Origin of the sequence: Streptomyces sp. Ru72, from assembly GCF_002920635.1 — a bacterium.
Classification (GTDB): domain Bacteria; phylum Actinomycetota; class Actinomycetes; order Streptomycetales; family Streptomycetaceae; genus Streptomyces.
Map to the genome: position 1 here is coordinate 1 of NZ_PQSR01000022.1, position 15,246 is coordinate 15,246.

A 15,246-nucleotide genomic window follows, 5' to 3' on the forward strand; every position below is an offset into this window, starting at 1 on the left:
GGGAACCAGTGCCGAAGGAGGAGGGGGCCGTGGAGCAACAGCAGGCCACCGGGCGGAAGGTGGACGTAGGGACTGCGGGTCGCGCGGTCGGTGACCGGGTCCCAGAGGTCGGGCAGGACACGGCCGTCACCACCGGGCTCGAGGGGGCCGAAGACCTCGCGCCACAGGGCGCCGGTGTCGAGCCAGCCGTCATAGTAGGAGTCCAGGTCCCGATGGCCGTGCTCGAGGCGGACCGACGCGGGCCGCAGAAAGCCCTCCGCAGCGACGACGAGCGAGGGCCGCCCACGTATGCGCAGGGCGTCGGACACACGCTGGGCGAGGTCACCGGGACGTGCGGCCGGGGCTCCGTCGAAGGCGATGCGCGGCCAGGGGCTGCCGTCGCCCGGCTTCAGGTCGAGCAGCCGGTCGGCGAGGGTGTCGCCGAGCCGTTCCCAGGTGATCGCTTCGAGTCGCACAGGGCCCATGATGCCGCGCCACACCGGCAAACCCACGTCACGGCCCCTCTCGGGTGGGCGGTACCGCGCTCGGTCGGGAGCGGAGCGTTGAAGCAGGGGCAGGGGCCGTCGACGTCACCCGAGCCACCGGCCGGGAGAGGGCCAGAGGGCGAACGGCGCCTGTGCGGTCGGCGCCGGGATGGAGGGGGAAGGAGACGGGTATGGCACCGCCCCCAACTCCCCCGCCGTACGGCGCACTTCTCGTCTTCCAGCCGGTCAAGCGGCGACACTGTGCCGAGTGCCGGAGGGGACCGTTGCCGTTGCTGGTCCTGGAGGAGGGGAAGCCGTGGTGCCTGGAGTGCGCCGATCTCGGGCATCTGGTGTTCCTGCCGCGGGGTGATACGGCGCTGACCCGGCGGGCGCGGGAGGCGAGCGGCCTGTCGGCGGTGGTGGTGCGGTTCAACCGGCGCCGCGCCCGGTACGAGCGCCAGGGGGTGCTCGTCGAGGAGGCTGCGCTCGCCCTGGCCGAGGAGCGGTGCCTGGCGGACGCGGAGACGCGGCGCAGGCGGCGGGCGCGGGACGCGCGACGGCGGGCGGAGGAGGACGAGAGGTTCGCGGAGGCGTTCGCAGCGGAGATCCGGCGACTGTTTCCCGGATGCCCGGCCGAGCGGGCGCGGGCGATCGCGGGACATGCGTCGGTGCGCGGCAGCGGACGGGTCGGGCGCAGCGCGGCGGGACGGGCCCTGTCACCGGAAGCGGTCACGGCAGCGGTGCGGGCGTCCGTACGGCACCTGGAGACGCCGTACGACCAGCTGCTGATGGACGGCGTGGCGCGGCCCGAGGCGCGACGGCGCATCGCGGGACGTGCGGAGGCGGTCTTGCGGGAGTGGAGTTTGCGGGAGGCGGCGTGATCCGGGCCGTCCGGGTTCCGGGGGAAGCATACGGGGAGTTGACATGATCGATGGGCCTTACTTCGTGCTGATCACGATCGGGGTGCTCGCAGCCGGGCTGGTGGCGGGGGTGTGCTGCGCGTTCTCCACCTTCGTGATGAGGGGACTCGGCTCACTGCCTCCGGCGCAGGGGGTCGCCGCGATGAACGCGATCAACAGGGCCGCGATGACACCGGCGTTCATGATCGTTTTCCTGGGGGCGGCGGCGCTGTCTGCCGTGCTCGCCGTGGTGACTGTCGTGCTCTGGCCGGACGACGGAAAGGCGGCGCTGCTGGTGGGCAGTGCCTTGTATCTCATAGGCGTCTTGGGAGTCACTGCCATGGCGAACGTCCCCCGCAACGACACGCTGCTGCGGATGGACCCCGGCTCGCCCGAGACGGCCGTGTACTGGCGCGCGTACCTCAGGGAGTGGACGTTGTGGAACCACGTCCGGGTGGTCGCCGCGGCCGGCGCCGCGGTGTCGTACGTCCTGGCCCTCACCTGAGGCATCAGCCGTCGCGAGTCCCCGACGGCAGTGCGCGCACGGGACCCTGCGTCGTATCGTGGCACAAGACGATCCGAATGGACGCAAGGGGGACGGCGATGGCCGATCCCAAGGGTTTCATGACCACACCTCGCGAGGAATGGCCCCGCAGGCCGGTCGAGGAGCGGGTGCGGGACTGGAACGAGGTGTACGTCCCGGGTGCGCTGCTGCCGATCATCAGTCGCCAGGCGAACCGGTGCATGGACTGCGGGATCCCCTTCTGCCACGACGCCTGCCCGCTCGGAAACCTGATTCCCGAGTGGAACGACCTCGTCTCGCGCGAGGACTGGCGGGCGGCGAGCGACCGGCTGCATGCCACGAACAACTTCCCCGAGTTCACGGGGCGGTTGTGCCCGGCTCCCTGCGAAGCGGGCTGCGTGCTCGCCATCAACCAGCCCGCGGTCACCATCAAGAACGTGGAAGTGGCCATCGCCGACCGGGCCTGGGAAGAGGGGTTCGCACCACCGCGTCCGCCGGAGCGGCTGTCGGGGCGCACCGTCGCGGTTGTCGGATCCGGACCCGCGGGCCTCGCCGCGGCCCAGCAGCTCACCCGGGCCGGACACACCGTGGCTGTCTACGAGCGGGCGGACCGGATCGGTGGGCTGCTGCGATACGGGATACCGGCGTTCAAGATGGAGAAGCGGCATCTCGACCGCCGGCTGGAGCAGATGAGGGCGGAGGGGACGAAGTTCCGCACGTCCACGGTCATAGGGGAGGACATCGGGGCGGCGGAGTTGCGGTCGCGGTATGACGCCGTGGTGATCGCGACCGGCGCGACGGCATGGCGTGAGCTGGACGTACCGGGACGCGAGCTGACCGGGATCCATCAGGCCATGGAGTATCTGCCGCTGGCCGACCGGGTGTGCGAGGGGGATCTGGACGTCTCGCCCCTGTCGGCGGCTGGGAAGCACGTGGTGATCGTGGGAGGTGGGGACACCGGGGCTGACTGTCTGGGGACGGCGGTGCGCGAACGGGCCGCGTCCGTGACCCAGCTCGACATCTATCCGCAGCCGGAACCGGAGCGCAACCAGGACGCCGAGCCTTGGCCGACCTATCCGAAGATCTACCGGCTGTCCGCGGCGCACGAGGAGGCGCGCGATCTGCGTACCGCGCCGGCGGCGGACGCGGACGCGCGGCTGTTCGCGGCGTCCACGCTCCGCTTCACGGGAGACGCGGGCGGGCACGTTCGGGAGCTGCACCTGGTGGAGGTCGACGAGCGGCGCCGACCGCTGCCGGGCTCGGATCGGACGCTGCCCGCCGACCTCGTGCTGCTCGCGCTGGGCTTCTCGGGGCCCGACCGGAAGGACGGGATCATCGAGCAGCTCGGACTCGCACTCGACGCTCGCGGCACGATCGCGCGGAACGAGGACTTCGAGACGAGCGTCCCCGGCGTGTACGCCGCCGGGGACGCGGCGCGCGGGCAGTCGCTGATCGTCTGGGCGATCGCGGAGGGGCGGGCCGTGGCGGCGGCGGTGGACCGGCGGCTGTCCGGCGGGACGTCACGCCTGCCGACTCCGATCGGGCCGTACGACCGCCCGATGACGGCATGAGCGGGACGGGTCCCGGCTGGACCCGGCCATGGATCCGCCGGGTCCCCACCGGTCACGGCCGCTGCGACGCGCACCCTTCATGCCCGGCCTGCCGTCGGGCTATCCCTTGCGCCCCACCGCCCCGTACCCCGGAATGACTCCGTCGTCCTGGCCCGGGACCGGTTCGCCGAGTTCCGGGTGCCATTTGTGGACCACCTCGACGCCGGGGTCGACGAGGTCGAGGCCGTCGAAGAAGCGGGCGAACTCCTCGCGCGAGCGGAGCGCCAGCGTGACCCCGGCCGCCTTGAGCTTCTCCGTGGCCGCTGCCGACTCCTTGGGTGTGAAGTCGGCCGTGGCGTGGGTCATCACCAGGTAGCTGCCGGAGGGCAGTTCGGACAGCAGGCCGCCGACCAGGTCGTGGGCGCCGTCCTCGTCGGTGACGAAGTGCAGCAGCGCGACAAGGGAGAGCGCCACGGGCCGGGAGAAGTCCAGGACCTTCCTGGCTCCCTCGACGATGGTGGCGGGGTCCCGCACGTCGGCCTGCAGGTACTCGGTGACGCCCTCGGGCGTGCTGCGCAGCAGGGCAGCCGCGTGTGCCAGCACGATCGGGTCGTTGTCGCAGTAGACGACGCGTGCATCGGGCGTGATCCGCTGGGCTATCTGGTGCAGGTTCGGTTCGGTCGGAATGCCCGTACCGATGTCCAGGAACTGCCGCACGCCGTTGTGGGCCAGCCAGCGGGTGGCGCGGTGCATGAACGCGCGGTTGACGCGTGCCATCACCGGCACCCTCGGGTCGAGGGCGAGCATCTGCCGGCCCATCTCCTCGTCGACGGGGTAGTTGTCCTTCCCGCCGAGGTACCAGTCGTACATCCGCGCGGGGTGCGGCTTGCTCGTATCGATGACGACGGCGTCCTGGGCGGGGTCCTGCCCGGTCATGAGGATCTCCGTGAGTGTCTGGGGAACTCAGTGGTCAGCTGAGCGCCAAGTCGGTGATGAGGACGAGAACATGGGGACGACAAGTGGTCAGGACAGCAGGAAGTCCGCCTCCCCCGCCTTGGCCCCCTCGATGAACGCGGTCATCTCGTCGGAGGTGTAGATCAGCGCGGGCCCGTCCGGGTCCGTGGACTGGCGGACGGCGATCCGGCCGTCGGGGAGCTTCATCGCCTCCAGGCAGTTGCCGCCGTTGCCTCCGCTCCACGGCTTGTGCCAGCCCTCGCTGCCCAGTTCACGCGCCGGCATGCCGTTGTAGACGCGTTTGCGCGGCGTGATGCGATCCATTCACAGCTCCTTGCGGAGATCCTCGAGGATCTCCTTCGTGCGTTGTGCAGGGGCGGCCTGGGCCGCCATGCGGTCCATGACCTCGAGGTGGGTCGCCACCTCGGTGCGCGCGTCCAGGTAGACGGCGCCGGTCAGGTACTCGCTGTAGACCATGTCCGGCAGTTCTGACATGGCGAACCGGAACAGGACGAAAGGCCCGTAGGTGCCTGGGTGCGGGCCCGAGGAGAACTCCAGCACCTGCAGCGTCACATGGGGCAGTCGCGTGACCTCCAGCAGCCGTTCGACCTGGGCCCGCATGACCGCGCGGCCGCCGACCGGGCGGCGCAGCGCGGTCTCGTCCATCAAGGCCCAGATACGGGGCGCGTCGTCACGGGTGAGCAGTTCCTGACGCTGCATGCGCAACGCCACGTGACGCTCGATGTCCTCGGGTCTGGTCTGCCCGATGGCGCCCGACTTCAGCACGCCTCGGGCGTACTCCTCGGTCTGCATGATGCCGGGTACGAAGTGGGGCTCGTACTGGCGGATGAGTGCTGCCGCGCCCTCCAGGCTGACATACATCGAGAACCAGCCCGGGAGAATGTCGTGAAACCGCTGCCACCAGCCCGGCCTGTTGGCCTCCTCGGCCAGTTGGACGAAGGCCTCGGCCTCCTCGTCGCTCACCCCGTACGCCTTCAGCAGGAGTTGCAGGTAGGGGATTTTGAGGGCGACCTCGGCGGTCTCCATACGACGGACGGTGGCGGGTGCGACGCGCAGGATGCGGGCGGCCTCCTCCCGCTTGAGGCCCGCGCGTTCGCGCAGGTCCAGCAGGCGCCGGCCGAGGACCACCTGACCGACCGTCGGCGCCGAGCGCGGCTCGCTCACCTCGCACCTCCTCCTGTCCTTGTGACACTGACTGTCCGGGCGGCACCGTTCGAACTCTTTCCGTGGGCCATCCGCATACGTTCGATTACGGTTCACGGACTTTCGACGCGGGTTCCGGACTCGTACGTCCGTACCTCAGGCCCCAACTGGCCTCGCCCGGCGCGCCGTTGCGAGAAGTGTGCCATGCCCCTTCTCGGAGTCACACAGCACTCTGCAATTTTCAGAGTGAGTCTTGCCAAGTGTTCCTGTCACGGCGATAGTGGCAGGCGTGATTCCGCCCGCGTCGTTAGGAACAGACGCCTCCGCAGACCCGTCCGGCCTGGGTGGCGCCTCAGGACCGCGCCCCGTCGCGGCCGCCGAACGCCGTTTCCACTTCGAGCTGGCCGCGCACCCGGGTGCCGTGGCACGGGCCCGGCAGCTCACGCGTGCCCGGCTGGCCGGCTGGGCGGTGTGCGAAGACACGTGCGACACGGCCGTCCTGGTCGTCTCCGAACTGGTCACCAACGCGATCGTGCACACCGCCGGGGAGCACGTCGTGTGTGAACTCCACGCCGAGGACGACCTGGTGCGCATAGCCGTGCGCGACGAGGGCTGCGCTCCCGGCGAGCCGCGGCCCGCGCGGCAGCGCCCCGATGAGGAGCACGGGAGGGGACTGCTCCTCGTCGCGGCTCTGTGCCGCGCCTGGGGAGCCCAGGAGGCGGGGCCCGGGCTGCTGGTCTGGGCGGAACTGGCACACGAGGCCGACCGGTCGGCGCCCGCCCGGCTCCCCCGCCCGACGCAGTCGTCCCGGGACCTGTCGTGTTCCGGCGGCAGGTCCCGGGCGCGGGAGGAGACGACGCGACCCGATCCCAGCAGGGAAGGCGCCATCGCGCGGTCCGACCCGGGCTGGAGCGCCAAGAAGCCGCCCGCGGACGGCGGTGCGCACTTCGATCTCGGCTGGAGCGCCGAGCGGCTCCCTGCCAACGGTCCGGGTTGCAAAACGGAGCCGTCCCTGGGGACGGAGACCGCATGGGTGTGAGGGGGGCGCAGACCGCGGGCCCTGGGGTCACCCGGGTCCTGACCCTGGACTCGCTGGCCCGTCTCGACCGGGCGCGGCGGACGTCCAGCCGGCTCCCTCTGCCCGACGGCATGACCGTCCCGCTCGGCTGTGACGCGGTGGCCGCGCCCGCCCGCTACGGGCCCCTGGTGCTGCCGAGACTGCCGCGGCTGGGCTGCGTGTACGCCGACCGGGCCGACTGGTGGTGGATCGTGCCGTCCGACTCCGACGTCGCCCTGGAGTGGCCGGCGCCTGCCCGCTATGCCCGCGGCGCGCTCGTCCCCGACGCGGAGAGCGTCCCCGAGCTCATCCGCCGGGCGGCCGGCAGCGTGCCGTACACCCCGCCGATTCCCCTCTATCTGGCGCTGTGCGGAGTCACGGGCACCACTCCGGCATGGGCACGCCCGATCAGCGCGTGACCGTACGACCGCCCCATGACATGGGGCCGCGCGCGTAACGGCACGCCGCACGCACGCGTGCCTTGCGGAAATACACGCGGGTGCCTCCGGCGGTTTCCAAGCGCGTCACTGTCGACTGCAGGCGTGTTCCTGGCGACTGCGGGCGTGCCCCCGAGCGCTGCGGCGTTCCGCCCGTGACTTCGCGTACGCGCCCCTGCGGAATCCGGCCGGTGCGGTCACTCGGCGGCGTCGGCCCCCCGCACGACCACCAGGAACGCGTCCGTCATGAGGTCCATCACGACCTCCGCGGGCTGCCCCTCCAGGCGCCGCGCCTGCGCGAACTCCTCCGCTGGCCACGAGCCCCGCGGCCCGCCGGCGGGAAAGCGCGCCAGCACTGTTCGCCCGTTCACCCTGCACCTCCTTGCCACGCCGTGTCTCGGCGAGCCGATCACGGTCGACTCCTAGAGTTAAACGCATGCCCCCGGGTGAACGGCGCGGCAAGTGACGCTACTGAGACGCATTTGACACGTGGTCAATGCGAAATCGGGGTGAATTAACCGGAACAGCCCGATTAGCCGGAGGCTCGGACCTACCGCACGACCGTCGCGACCGCGGGGTCCCACGGCCGCGACCGCGGAGCTGCAAGTGCCAGGTGCCGGTTGGTCACCCTGAATCCGTGACGGCTTGCACTACACGGCGAGGGGAAGCCGCGGGGTGTCCTCCGCACCCAGTCCCGCATGCGCGCGGCGCTCGGCGAGTTCGTCGAGCAGTTCGGCGAGCCGCCGGCGGTGTCGGGGCGTGAGACGTCCGCTGTCGTCCAGGTGCACGGCGCAGGCGGTGGTGGTGTCGACGAGTCGTTCGAGCGTGGCGGCCACCTCGTCCGTGCCCTCGGTGTGGCGGGCGAGTGCGGGGTGCTCAGCGGCGGCGAGGTCGATCGCGAGACGGGCCTCGGCGAGCGCGCGGTAGGCCTCGCGGCGCAGCGCCCAGCGCCCGGCGCGGTCGTCCTCCCGGGTCAGGACGTGTGCGAGGTAGGCGTGTGCGGCGTCCACCGCGCGTACCAGCCGGGCCCGTACGGTGCCGCCCCGCTGCCCCGGCATCGGCAGATGCCCGACGAGCAGTACGATCCCGCAGGCCAGCAGCGTCTCCCCGATGCGGCTCCAAGATGCCTGCGACTCGCCGCCGACCATGACCAGGGCGAGGACGAGGACGGTGACGACGGCGGTCTGCGCGGCGAAGTGCCGTGTGGCGACCGGGATGAGCGCCCCGCACAGCGCCACGATCGTGACGAGCCCCGCGGGCCGGGGCACGACGACGGCGAGGGCGGCGAAGACGAGGGCACCCAGCACCGTCCCGGCCGCCCGGCACAGCACACGGGAGACCAGCGGCCCGAGGTCGGGCTTGACGAGGAAGACGGCGGTGGCGGGCAGCCAGTACCAGTGGGTGTGGGACCCGTACCAGTGGGTGCGGTGCAGGGCCTGCGCGATGCCGGCGCTCGCGCCGAAGCTGAGGGCGACGCGGAGCCCGTACTCGCGTCCCCCGGCGCCCAGGACGGTGCGCAGCACGGAGGAGGCGGTACGGCGCCGGGCGTGCAGGCCGTGTCCGTCGCCGCCGCGGTCGAAGGTGTCGGCGGCGTGCAGGAGGGCGTCGTCGAGGGCGCGCAGCGCGGGGGCGTTGCGGGTCGGTGCGGGCAGCGGTCCGGTGTGTGTGTTGCCGCGCACGGCCGCAGCGAGTCGGCGCGGCCCCTGCGCTGCCCGCGCGGGAACGGCGTCCCCGGCCCAGGCGAGCGCGGTGGCGGCCTCGGCGAGAGGCAGAGCGGCGGCGTACTGCGCGTGCAGGCGCCGTTCGGCGGAGGAGGACGCGTACCGCCGCAGCCGGGGCCCGGCGAGGGCGTCCTGGGCGTGGTCGAGGGCGGCGGTCAGGGCCGCCCTCCGCGCGGTGGCGTCCGGAGTGCCGGTGGCGAGGAGCAGGTCGGCGACGGCGTCGTACACTCCGGCGACGGCGTCGCGTTCCCCGTCGAACCGGTAGTCGCCGGTGGTCGAGCCGGGCGTGGGCAGCACCAGGCGCAGCGCGAGCAGCCAGCCGGCGCCGGCGAGGAAGGCGAGGGCCCGCTGCCAGCCGCTCTCGGGCAGCGGCATCCCGGCACCGATGGCAGCGCCGACGAGGAGTTGCGTACCGGCCCCGGAGGCGACCGGCCCTACGGCGCTGACGGCTCCGGCCAGGAGTCCGAGGGCGGTGAGCGCGAGAGTGAGGAGGAGGGCTTCGGTGTGCTGCCCGGCATACGTACCGGCGAGCAGCCCGCCGGCCCCCGCGAGCGCGGGCGCTCCGAGCCGCTGCACGGAGGCCCGCCGGCTGCCGGGCCGGTCGTTGATCCCGGCGAGCATGGCCCCGAGGGCGGCGAGGACACCGGCCGACGTACGCCCGAGGGCCAGGGCGGACAGGAGCAGCGGCCCCGCGGCGAGCGCGCCCCGGACGACGGCACTCCAGGGCACGGGGCCGCGCTGGGCACGCAGGGCGTGGGCGAGCCAGGGAGGCAGGGCGAACACGGGACGCGACACAGGGCTCCTGTCCGGACGAGGGCGGGGTGTGCCTTCGGGCGACGGTGGCCGGGCGGTGTGGGCTCCACGGTAGGGCGTGTTCTCGGAGCGAAGGGGACTTGAACGTTTCGGCGGTGTGAAAGAGCGAGCGGAAGGCGTGTTCTTTATGAACGCAACCCCGACCGCCCACGTCGTCGCTCACACCCGGATGAGTGCCTCTGCCGCAGCGACCGACCGGGTCAGCGACTCCGGGTCCGGCCCCAGGCCCGCGATGATGTCGTCAGCCGCTCTGAGCCCCGCACGCTCCACCAGTCGTTTTTCGTTGGTCACCCATTCCCCGCGGTGCAGCGAGAACGGCATGTGCCGCTTGGGCGGTCGCCACCGCGACGGCACCGGCGACCTCCGTCCGCCGCCCGGCCGGAGCGTGGTTGGCCTTGGCGTATGCGAGCGTCGCTCGTGCCGTTCCGAGCCATCGCGTGTACGCGCTCGTGCGCAGTTTCTCCGGGTAGCGGGCGGGGCGTGGGACCGCTCCGCGCAGGACGCGGTTGACGGCCAGTTCGGCGACGAGCAGGTACGTCGGGATTCCGGCCAGATGGAACAGCAGAGGCTCGACCTGGAACCGCCCTTCTTCCGCCTCCGCGAGGACCTGGTCGACGACGTCCAGGTCCCGGTAATGGATGTCCACGCGATGGCCCTCGATCGTCAGCCAGGCGCCGCCGTTGAAGACGCCGCCGCCCCAGCCGCCGATCTCCGAGACCTCGCCCTCCCAGCCGACGGACCGAAGGTCGTCGGGGTCGAACGGGCCCCGGTAGTAGACGGCCAGATCCCAGTCGCTGGCCGGGGTGTGGGTGCCCTGGGCGCGGGAGCCGCCGAGGGCGACGGCACGGACCGCGGGGAGGGCGGCCAGGCGGTCCGCCACGGCGTCGAGGAACATGTCGTCGTCCCCGGTCACCGCCTGCGTCACCGAGGCGTTCTCGTCCACCTGGCCCCCTTCATCGCAGGTACGACGCCCACGGTAGCCCCCGTGAGCGGTACGTTCGCCGGGATTTCGAGCGGTTGCGTCGGCGGGGCCGCCCCGCCTCACCCCCGCCCCCACGCCCTCCGTTTCGGCAGTGGCTTCGCCCAGCTGCCCGCCCGGCTCGTCGTCAGGCCGAGGGCGACCAGTGACTCCGCCAGCTTCACCGCCGCGGCCACCCCGTCGACGACCGGAAGCCCCAGCTTCCCCCCCACCGCCCGCTGCAGCCCGGTCATCCCGGCGCAGCCCAGGACGAGGACCTCGGCGCCAGCCGCGCGGGCCCGTTCGGCGGCGGTCACGAAGGCATCCTCGGTGCGGGCCGTGTCGCCGAGGTCGAGGACGCCGAGGCCGGTGCCGACAACGGCGGCGCAGTTCTGCAGGACGCCCGCCGTGTACAGGCTGTCCTCGATCTGGCCGCATGAGCGTTCGAGGGTGGTGACGACCCCGAACCGGCGCCCGAGCAGGCACGCCAGGTGGGCCGCGGCTTCGGTGATGTCGACGACCGGCACGTCCAGCAGTTCCCGCGCGCCCTCGCGGCCGTGCTCTCCGAAGCCCGCCATGACCACGGCGTCGTACGGACCCTCGTAGGTGCGCAGTGCGTCGAGGACGGCGGCGGCCGAGAGATAGCTGTCGAGCCAGCCCTCCGCGGACTCCGGCCCCCACCCGGGGGTCAGTCCGGTCACGGCGGTGCCCGGGCCGGCGGCGGCCCGGGCACCGCGGAGGATCTCCTCGGTCATCTCCTGCGTGGTGTTGCAGTTGGTGACGATGATCCGCACGCTCAGCCCTCCACGACGGCTGCTGCCGGGGCGACGGCCGGAGCCGTGCGCTCGGATCGGCACAGCACCAGGTACAGCGCCGCGGACAGCGCGGTCCCGATGAACCAGGAGTACGGAGCCACGGCGCTGAAGTCCTTGACCAGCGCAAGCACCGCCGCGACCGCCGCCGAGGGCAGGAACGCCCACAGCGCCTTGGGGTTGACGCCCTTGCGGTAGTAGTAGCGGGACCCGGGTTCGGCGCTGAAGAGCTGGTCGACGTCGATGCGGCCGCGCTTCACCCAGTAGTAGTCGAGCATGATCACACCGAACAGCGGGCCGAGGAAGGCGCCGAGGCCACCGAGGAAGTAGTTGACGACGGTGGGGTTGGAGAAGAGGTTCCACGGGGTGACGACCAGCGCGGCGACCGTGCTGATCATGCCGCCGACCTTGAAGCTGATCTTCTGCGGCCAGACGTTGGCCAGGTCGTAGGCGGGTGAGACGAAGTTGGCGACGATGTTGACGCCCATGGTGGCGACGGCGAAGGTGAAGGCCGCCAGGACCAGCACCCAGGTGTTGCCGATCTTCGCGACGAGCATCGCCGGGTCGGTGATGGCCTCGCCGAACACCTTGATGGAGCCGGCCGTGACGATGACCGACACGATCACGAAGGCCGTCGAGTTGACCGGCAGACCCCAGAAGTTGCCGCGCTTGACGGTGGTGTAGCCGGGGGCGAAGCGGGAGAAGTCGCAGAAGTTGAGCATCAGGGTGCCGTAGGTGGCCAGGATGAGCCCGACGGCGCCGAACCACTGCCGCCACTGCTCGCCCACGGAGACCGGGTGAGGCGTGGAGGTGAGCGAGATGCTCCAGTCGGCCTTCGCGAGGATCCAGACCGCCAGGGCGATCATCACCAGCCAGATGGCGGGACCGCAGAAGTCCTGGAACTTCCGTACCGACTCCATGCCCTGGCTGATGATCAGCGCCTGGATCAGCCACAGCGCGACGAACGACGTCCAGCCGAGCGCGTTGAGGCCGAGGAAGGAGTGGTGGGTCCAGGACGTCAGGCCCGGCCAGGCCGCGAGCAGCATGACGTTGACGGCGACGGACGCGAGGTAGGTCTGGATGCCGTACCACATGATGGCGATCACGGCCCTGATCAGGGCGGGGATGTTGGCGCCCCAGACGCCGAAGCTGATCCGGCTGACGACCGGGAACGGGACCCCGTGCCGCTGGCCGATCCTGCCCATCATGTTCATGCCGAGGTAGATGAGGACGAAGCCGACGAGCAGGGAGGTGAAGATCTGCCAGACGTTCATGCCGAGGACCAGCAGCCCGGCGGCGAAGGTGTAGTTGCCGAGGTTGTGGACGTCGGACATCCACATGGCGAACAGGTCGAAGACCTTCCACTTACGTTCGGCGGCGGGTGCGAGATCTTCGTTGGTGAGGCGGGGGTCGGGGACGAACGCTGGGACGCCGGTGGCTTCGGCGCGGTCGGCGAGGGACACGGGGCCTCCATGGGCGAGGGGACGGAGGGGCCTTTCAGTACGGTCCGGTGCGGGGCCGATGGCGGGGAGGGACGTCCGGGTGGGGGCCGGGGTGCCGGTGTGGTCCGGCTGGAGTCCGCATGCGGGTGCTTCTCGAGTAGCAGGGCTTTGGTATACCAAACTGCGGTCATGGTCTCGCCGTCAACCGTTCCGACCGATGTCCGCCCCGTTACGGCTCCGTAAAAGCCTCTCCGAGTCCGCGAAGATGACCCCATGACGAAGATCGAACCTCTGGGTGCGGTGCGCGAGCGGGTGCTGGCCACGCTGCGGCAGGAGATCATCGCCGGGCGGCTGCGCCCGGGCGACCGCCTGGTCGAGCGTGAGCTCGCCGAGCGTTTCGGGGTCTCCCGCGTCCCGGTCCGGGAGGCGATCCGCGCCCTGGTAGCCGAGGGGTTCGTGCTCTTCGAGACACCGCGCAGAACCGTCGTGCGCCGGCTGACCCCGACCGACGTGAAGGAGCTCTTCGAACTGCGCGAGGCCCTCGAGGTCTACGCGGCCGGGCTCGCCTCCGCACGGGCCGATGAGAAGGACCTGGCGGAACTGGCGGAACTGTTGGACCAGGCGGCGGCCGCGACCGCCGCCGGCGACGCCGAGACGATCACAGACGTCAACACCCGTTTCCACGACCGGATCCTCGCCATGGCCGGCAACAGCCTGCTGATCTCGGTCATGGAACCGGTCGACGGACGACTGCGCTGGCTCACCCGCCAGAACGAGGAGTGGCCCCAGCTGCTGACCGAACACCGTGAGCTGTACGAGGCGATCGCCTCCGGCGACCCGGACCGCGCCCGCGCCCACGCCCTCGCCCATGTGCGCGCCAACTACCGCTCCACGGTGCGGCACCTGTTCGCAGACGCAGAGCTGCCCTAGCCCGGCCGTGTCGTCTACGGCCTGACCGGCAGCCCGGCCGTGTCGGCCGCCGTGCGCAGTACGTCCCGCAGCATCCGAGGCGTGAGCCGACCCGTGAAGGTGTTGCGCTGGCTGACGTGGAAGCAGCCGAACAGTTCCAGTCCCTCCAGTGACACCCGGGCCCCGTGCCCGAAGACGGGCCGCGGCCGGGGTACCGACCAGCCGGCCTCACCGAGCGCGGTCAGCGCGGCCTGCCAGCCGAAGGACCCGAGCGCGACCACGCAGCGCAGCGACGGACGCAGCAGCCGCAACTCCTGCACGAGCCACGGCCGGCAGGTGTCCCGTTCCTCGGGCGTCGGCTTGTTGGCGGGCGGGGCGCAGTGCACGGGCGCGGTGACGCGCACGCCGTACAGCTCCAGGCCGTCGTCGGCGGACACCGACGTGGGCTGCGACGCCAGACCCACGTCGTGCAGCGCCGCGTACAGCACGTCCCCGGAACGGTCTCCGGTGAACATCCGTCCGGTCCGGTTTCCGCCGTGGGCCGCGGGGGCGAGGCCGATCACGAGCAGCCGGGCGTCCCGCGGCCCGAAGCCGGGCACCGGCCGCCCCCAGTACGTCCAGTCTGCGAACGCGGCCCGCTTGGTCGCGGCCACCTCCTCGCGCCATGCGACCAGGCGCGGGCAGGCACGGCATCCCGTGATCCGCTCGTCCAGCCGGGCGAGGCTGCTGCTGTCCATGCCTCCACGGTAGGGCCGGTCGGGCGCGACCCGGAGCGGCATCCGGCACTGCCTGGCTCGCACCGCGGAAATGGCGCCCGGTCCACCCGGCTCGGCGAGCTAAGGTCGGGGGCATGGCTTCTGAAGGTGCGGACCGCGAGACGACCGGCGGGACCGAAGGGACCCGCGCTGCTGACACAGGCCGGGACTCCGGGGTGCGCCGCGGTGACGAGGCGGACCGACGGGACTCCGGGACGGGCACGGACGTCCGAGCCACCGACGCGAACCCCTCCCCGGAGCCGGCGGACACCGATTCGACCGCCGTGGACCCGAAGATCGCCGCGGCGGTGGCGGCCGCCGAGGCGGCCGGCCCGGGAAACGGCGAAAGCGTCCGCATCGACAGCTGGATCTGGTCCGTACGGCTCGTCAAGACCCGCTCGATCGGCGCCGCCGCCTGCCGGGGCGGGCACGTGCGGGTGAACGGCGAGCGCGTGAAGCCCGCGTACAACGTGCGCATCGGCGACGAGGTGCGCCTCAAGCACGAGGGCCGGGAGCGGGTTGTCGTCGTGAAGCGTCTGATCCGCAAGCGCGTCGGTGCCCCGGTGGCCGTGCAGTGCTACATCGACAACAGCCCGCCCCCGCCGCCCCGCGAGGCGATCGCCCCGGCAGGTGTCCGCGACCGGGGCACGGGCCGGCCCACCAAGCGCGACCGCCGCGAGATGGAGCGCCTGCGCGGCCTGGCCGCGGCGGGGGGCAGCGGCTTCGCGAGCGGCCTGGGCACACAGGGCCGGCCCGGCGGCCGGAGCCGGAACAAGGGCGGGAGTTGA

General features: G+C 71.9%; 16 protein-coding genes and 1 pseudogene. 7 read left to right on the forward strand and 10 right to left on the reverse strand.

Annotation, left to right across the window (positions count from 1 at the left end; genetic code table 11):
- Nucleotides 1-464, reverse strand: a 464-nt coding sequence (locus tag C3488_RS13395) for a uridine kinase (protein WP_181139002.1), incomplete at its 3' end; no start/stop codon positions are given.
- A 191-nt stretch (nucleotides 465-655) separates the two neighbouring features.
- On the opposite strand from C3488_RS13395, the gene C3488_RS13400 reads away from it, so the two are divergent.
- The 3 genes from C3488_RS13400 to C3488_RS13410 all read left to right on the forward strand — a co-directional run bounded on the left by C3488_RS13400 (nucleotide 656) and on the right by C3488_RS13410 (nucleotide 3,457).
- A complete protein-coding gene (locus C3488_RS13400) occupies nucleotides 656-1,345 on the forward strand; it encodes a DUF2293 domain-containing protein (RefSeq protein ID WP_103839621.1) in 690 nt (229 codons plus the stop codon).
- A gap of 43 nt (nucleotides 1,346-1,388) precedes the next feature.
- Complete coding sequence (locus C3488_RS13405) at nucleotides 1,389-1,868, forward strand: DUF1772 domain-containing protein (RefSeq protein WP_103839622.1); 480 nt, start codon at nucleotides 1,389-1,391, stop codon at nucleotides 1,866-1,868.
- A gap of 98 nt (nucleotides 1,869-1,966) precedes the next feature.
- Complete coding sequence (locus C3488_RS13410) at nucleotides 1,967-3,457, forward strand: glutamate synthase subunit beta (RefSeq protein ID WP_103839623.1); 1,491 nt, start codon at nucleotides 1,967-1,969, stop codon at nucleotides 3,455-3,457.
- A gap of 99 nt (nucleotides 3,458-3,556) precedes the next feature.
- On the opposite strand, the gene C3488_RS13415 is transcribed toward C3488_RS13410, so the two are convergent.
- The 3 genes from C3488_RS13415 to C3488_RS13425 form a co-directional block, all read right to left on the reverse strand.
- Nucleotides 3,557-4,372: an SAM-dependent methyltransferase gene (locus C3488_RS13415; RefSeq protein WP_103839624.1), complete on the reverse strand. Its 816-nt coding sequence runs from the start codon at nucleotides 4,370-4,372 to the stop codon at nucleotides 3,557-3,559.
- An 87-nt stretch (nucleotides 4,373-4,459) separates the two neighbouring features.
- On the reverse strand, nucleotides 4,460-4,714 hold the full coding sequence (locus C3488_RS13420) for a DUF397 domain-containing protein (protein ID WP_103839625.1): 255 nt from the start codon (nucleotides 4,712-4,714) through the stop codon (nucleotides 4,460-4,462).
- Nucleotides 4,715-5,575 (reverse strand): helix-turn-helix transcriptional regulator, encoded by an 861-nt coding sequence (locus C3488_RS13425; RefSeq protein WP_103839626.1) that lies wholly within the window; start codon nucleotides 5,573-5,575, stop codon nucleotides 4,715-4,717. It abuts the gene before it with no gap.
- Between the two features lie 268 nt (nucleotides 5,576-5,843).
- Here C3488_RS13425 and C3488_RS13430 point away from each other — a divergent pair, with 268 nt between their 5' ends.
- A complete protein-coding gene (locus tag C3488_RS13430; RefSeq protein WP_374955416.1) occupies nucleotides 5,844-6,593 on the forward strand; it encodes an ATP-binding protein in 750 nt (249 codons plus the stop codon).
- Complete coding sequence (locus C3488_RS13435) at nucleotides 6,584-7,030, forward strand: hypothetical protein (RefSeq protein WP_103839628.1); 447 nt, start codon at nucleotides 6,584-6,586, stop codon at nucleotides 7,028-7,030. The genes C3488_RS13430 and C3488_RS13435 overlap by 10 nt, the downstream gene beginning before the upstream one ends.
- Nucleotides 7,031-7,245: 215 nt before the next feature.
- On the opposite strand, the gene C3488_RS40485 is transcribed toward C3488_RS13435, so the two are convergent.
- From C3488_RS40485 to C3488_RS13455, 5 genes and pseudogenes are all read right to left on the reverse strand, one after another.
- Nucleotides 7,246-7,419, reverse strand: a complete 174-nt coding sequence (locus C3488_RS40485; RefSeq protein ID WP_181139003.1) for a hypothetical protein — start codon at nucleotides 7,417-7,419, stop codon at nucleotides 7,246-7,248.
- 279 nt (nucleotides 7,420-7,698) lie between these two features.
- A complete protein-coding gene (locus tag C3488_RS13440) occupies nucleotides 7,699-9,564 on the reverse strand; it encodes an FUSC family protein (protein ID WP_103839629.1) in 1,866 nt (621 codons plus the stop codon).
- 177 nt (nucleotides 9,565-9,741) lie between these two features.
- Nucleotides 9,742-10,477: pseudogene (locus C3488_RS13445) on the reverse strand (nucleotidyltransferase family protein).
- Between the two features lie 146 nt (nucleotides 10,478-10,623).
- Nucleotides 10,624-11,334, reverse strand: a complete 711-nt coding sequence (locus C3488_RS13450; protein ID WP_103839630.1) for an aspartate/glutamate racemase family protein — start codon at nucleotides 11,332-11,334, stop codon at nucleotides 10,624-10,626.
- Between the two features lie 2 nt (nucleotides 11,335-11,336).
- Nucleotides 11,337-12,815 (reverse strand): NCS1 family nucleobase:cation symporter-1, encoded by a 1,479-nt coding sequence (locus C3488_RS13455; RefSeq protein WP_103839631.1) that lies wholly within the window; start codon nucleotides 12,813-12,815, stop codon nucleotides 11,337-11,339.
- Between the two features lie 252 nt (nucleotides 12,816-13,067).
- Between C3488_RS13455 and C3488_RS13460 the strand changes: the two genes are divergently transcribed.
- A complete protein-coding gene (locus tag C3488_RS13460; RefSeq protein WP_103839632.1) occupies nucleotides 13,068-13,724 on the forward strand; it encodes a GntR family transcriptional regulator in 657 nt (218 codons plus the stop codon).
- A 14-nt stretch (nucleotides 13,725-13,738) separates the two neighbouring features.
- Here C3488_RS13460 and C3488_RS13465 read toward each other — a convergent pair whose 3' ends face one another.
- A complete protein-coding gene (locus C3488_RS13465; protein ID WP_103839633.1) occupies nucleotides 13,739-14,440 on the reverse strand; it encodes a uracil-DNA glycosylase in 702 nt (233 codons plus the stop codon).
- A gap of 113 nt (nucleotides 14,441-14,553) precedes the next feature.
- Here C3488_RS13465 and C3488_RS13470 point away from each other — a divergent pair, with 113 nt between their 5' ends.
- Nucleotides 14,554-15,246, forward strand: a complete 693-nt coding sequence (locus C3488_RS13470) for an RNA-binding S4 domain-containing protein (RefSeq protein WP_258053402.1) — start codon at nucleotides 14,554-14,556, stop codon at nucleotides 15,244-15,246.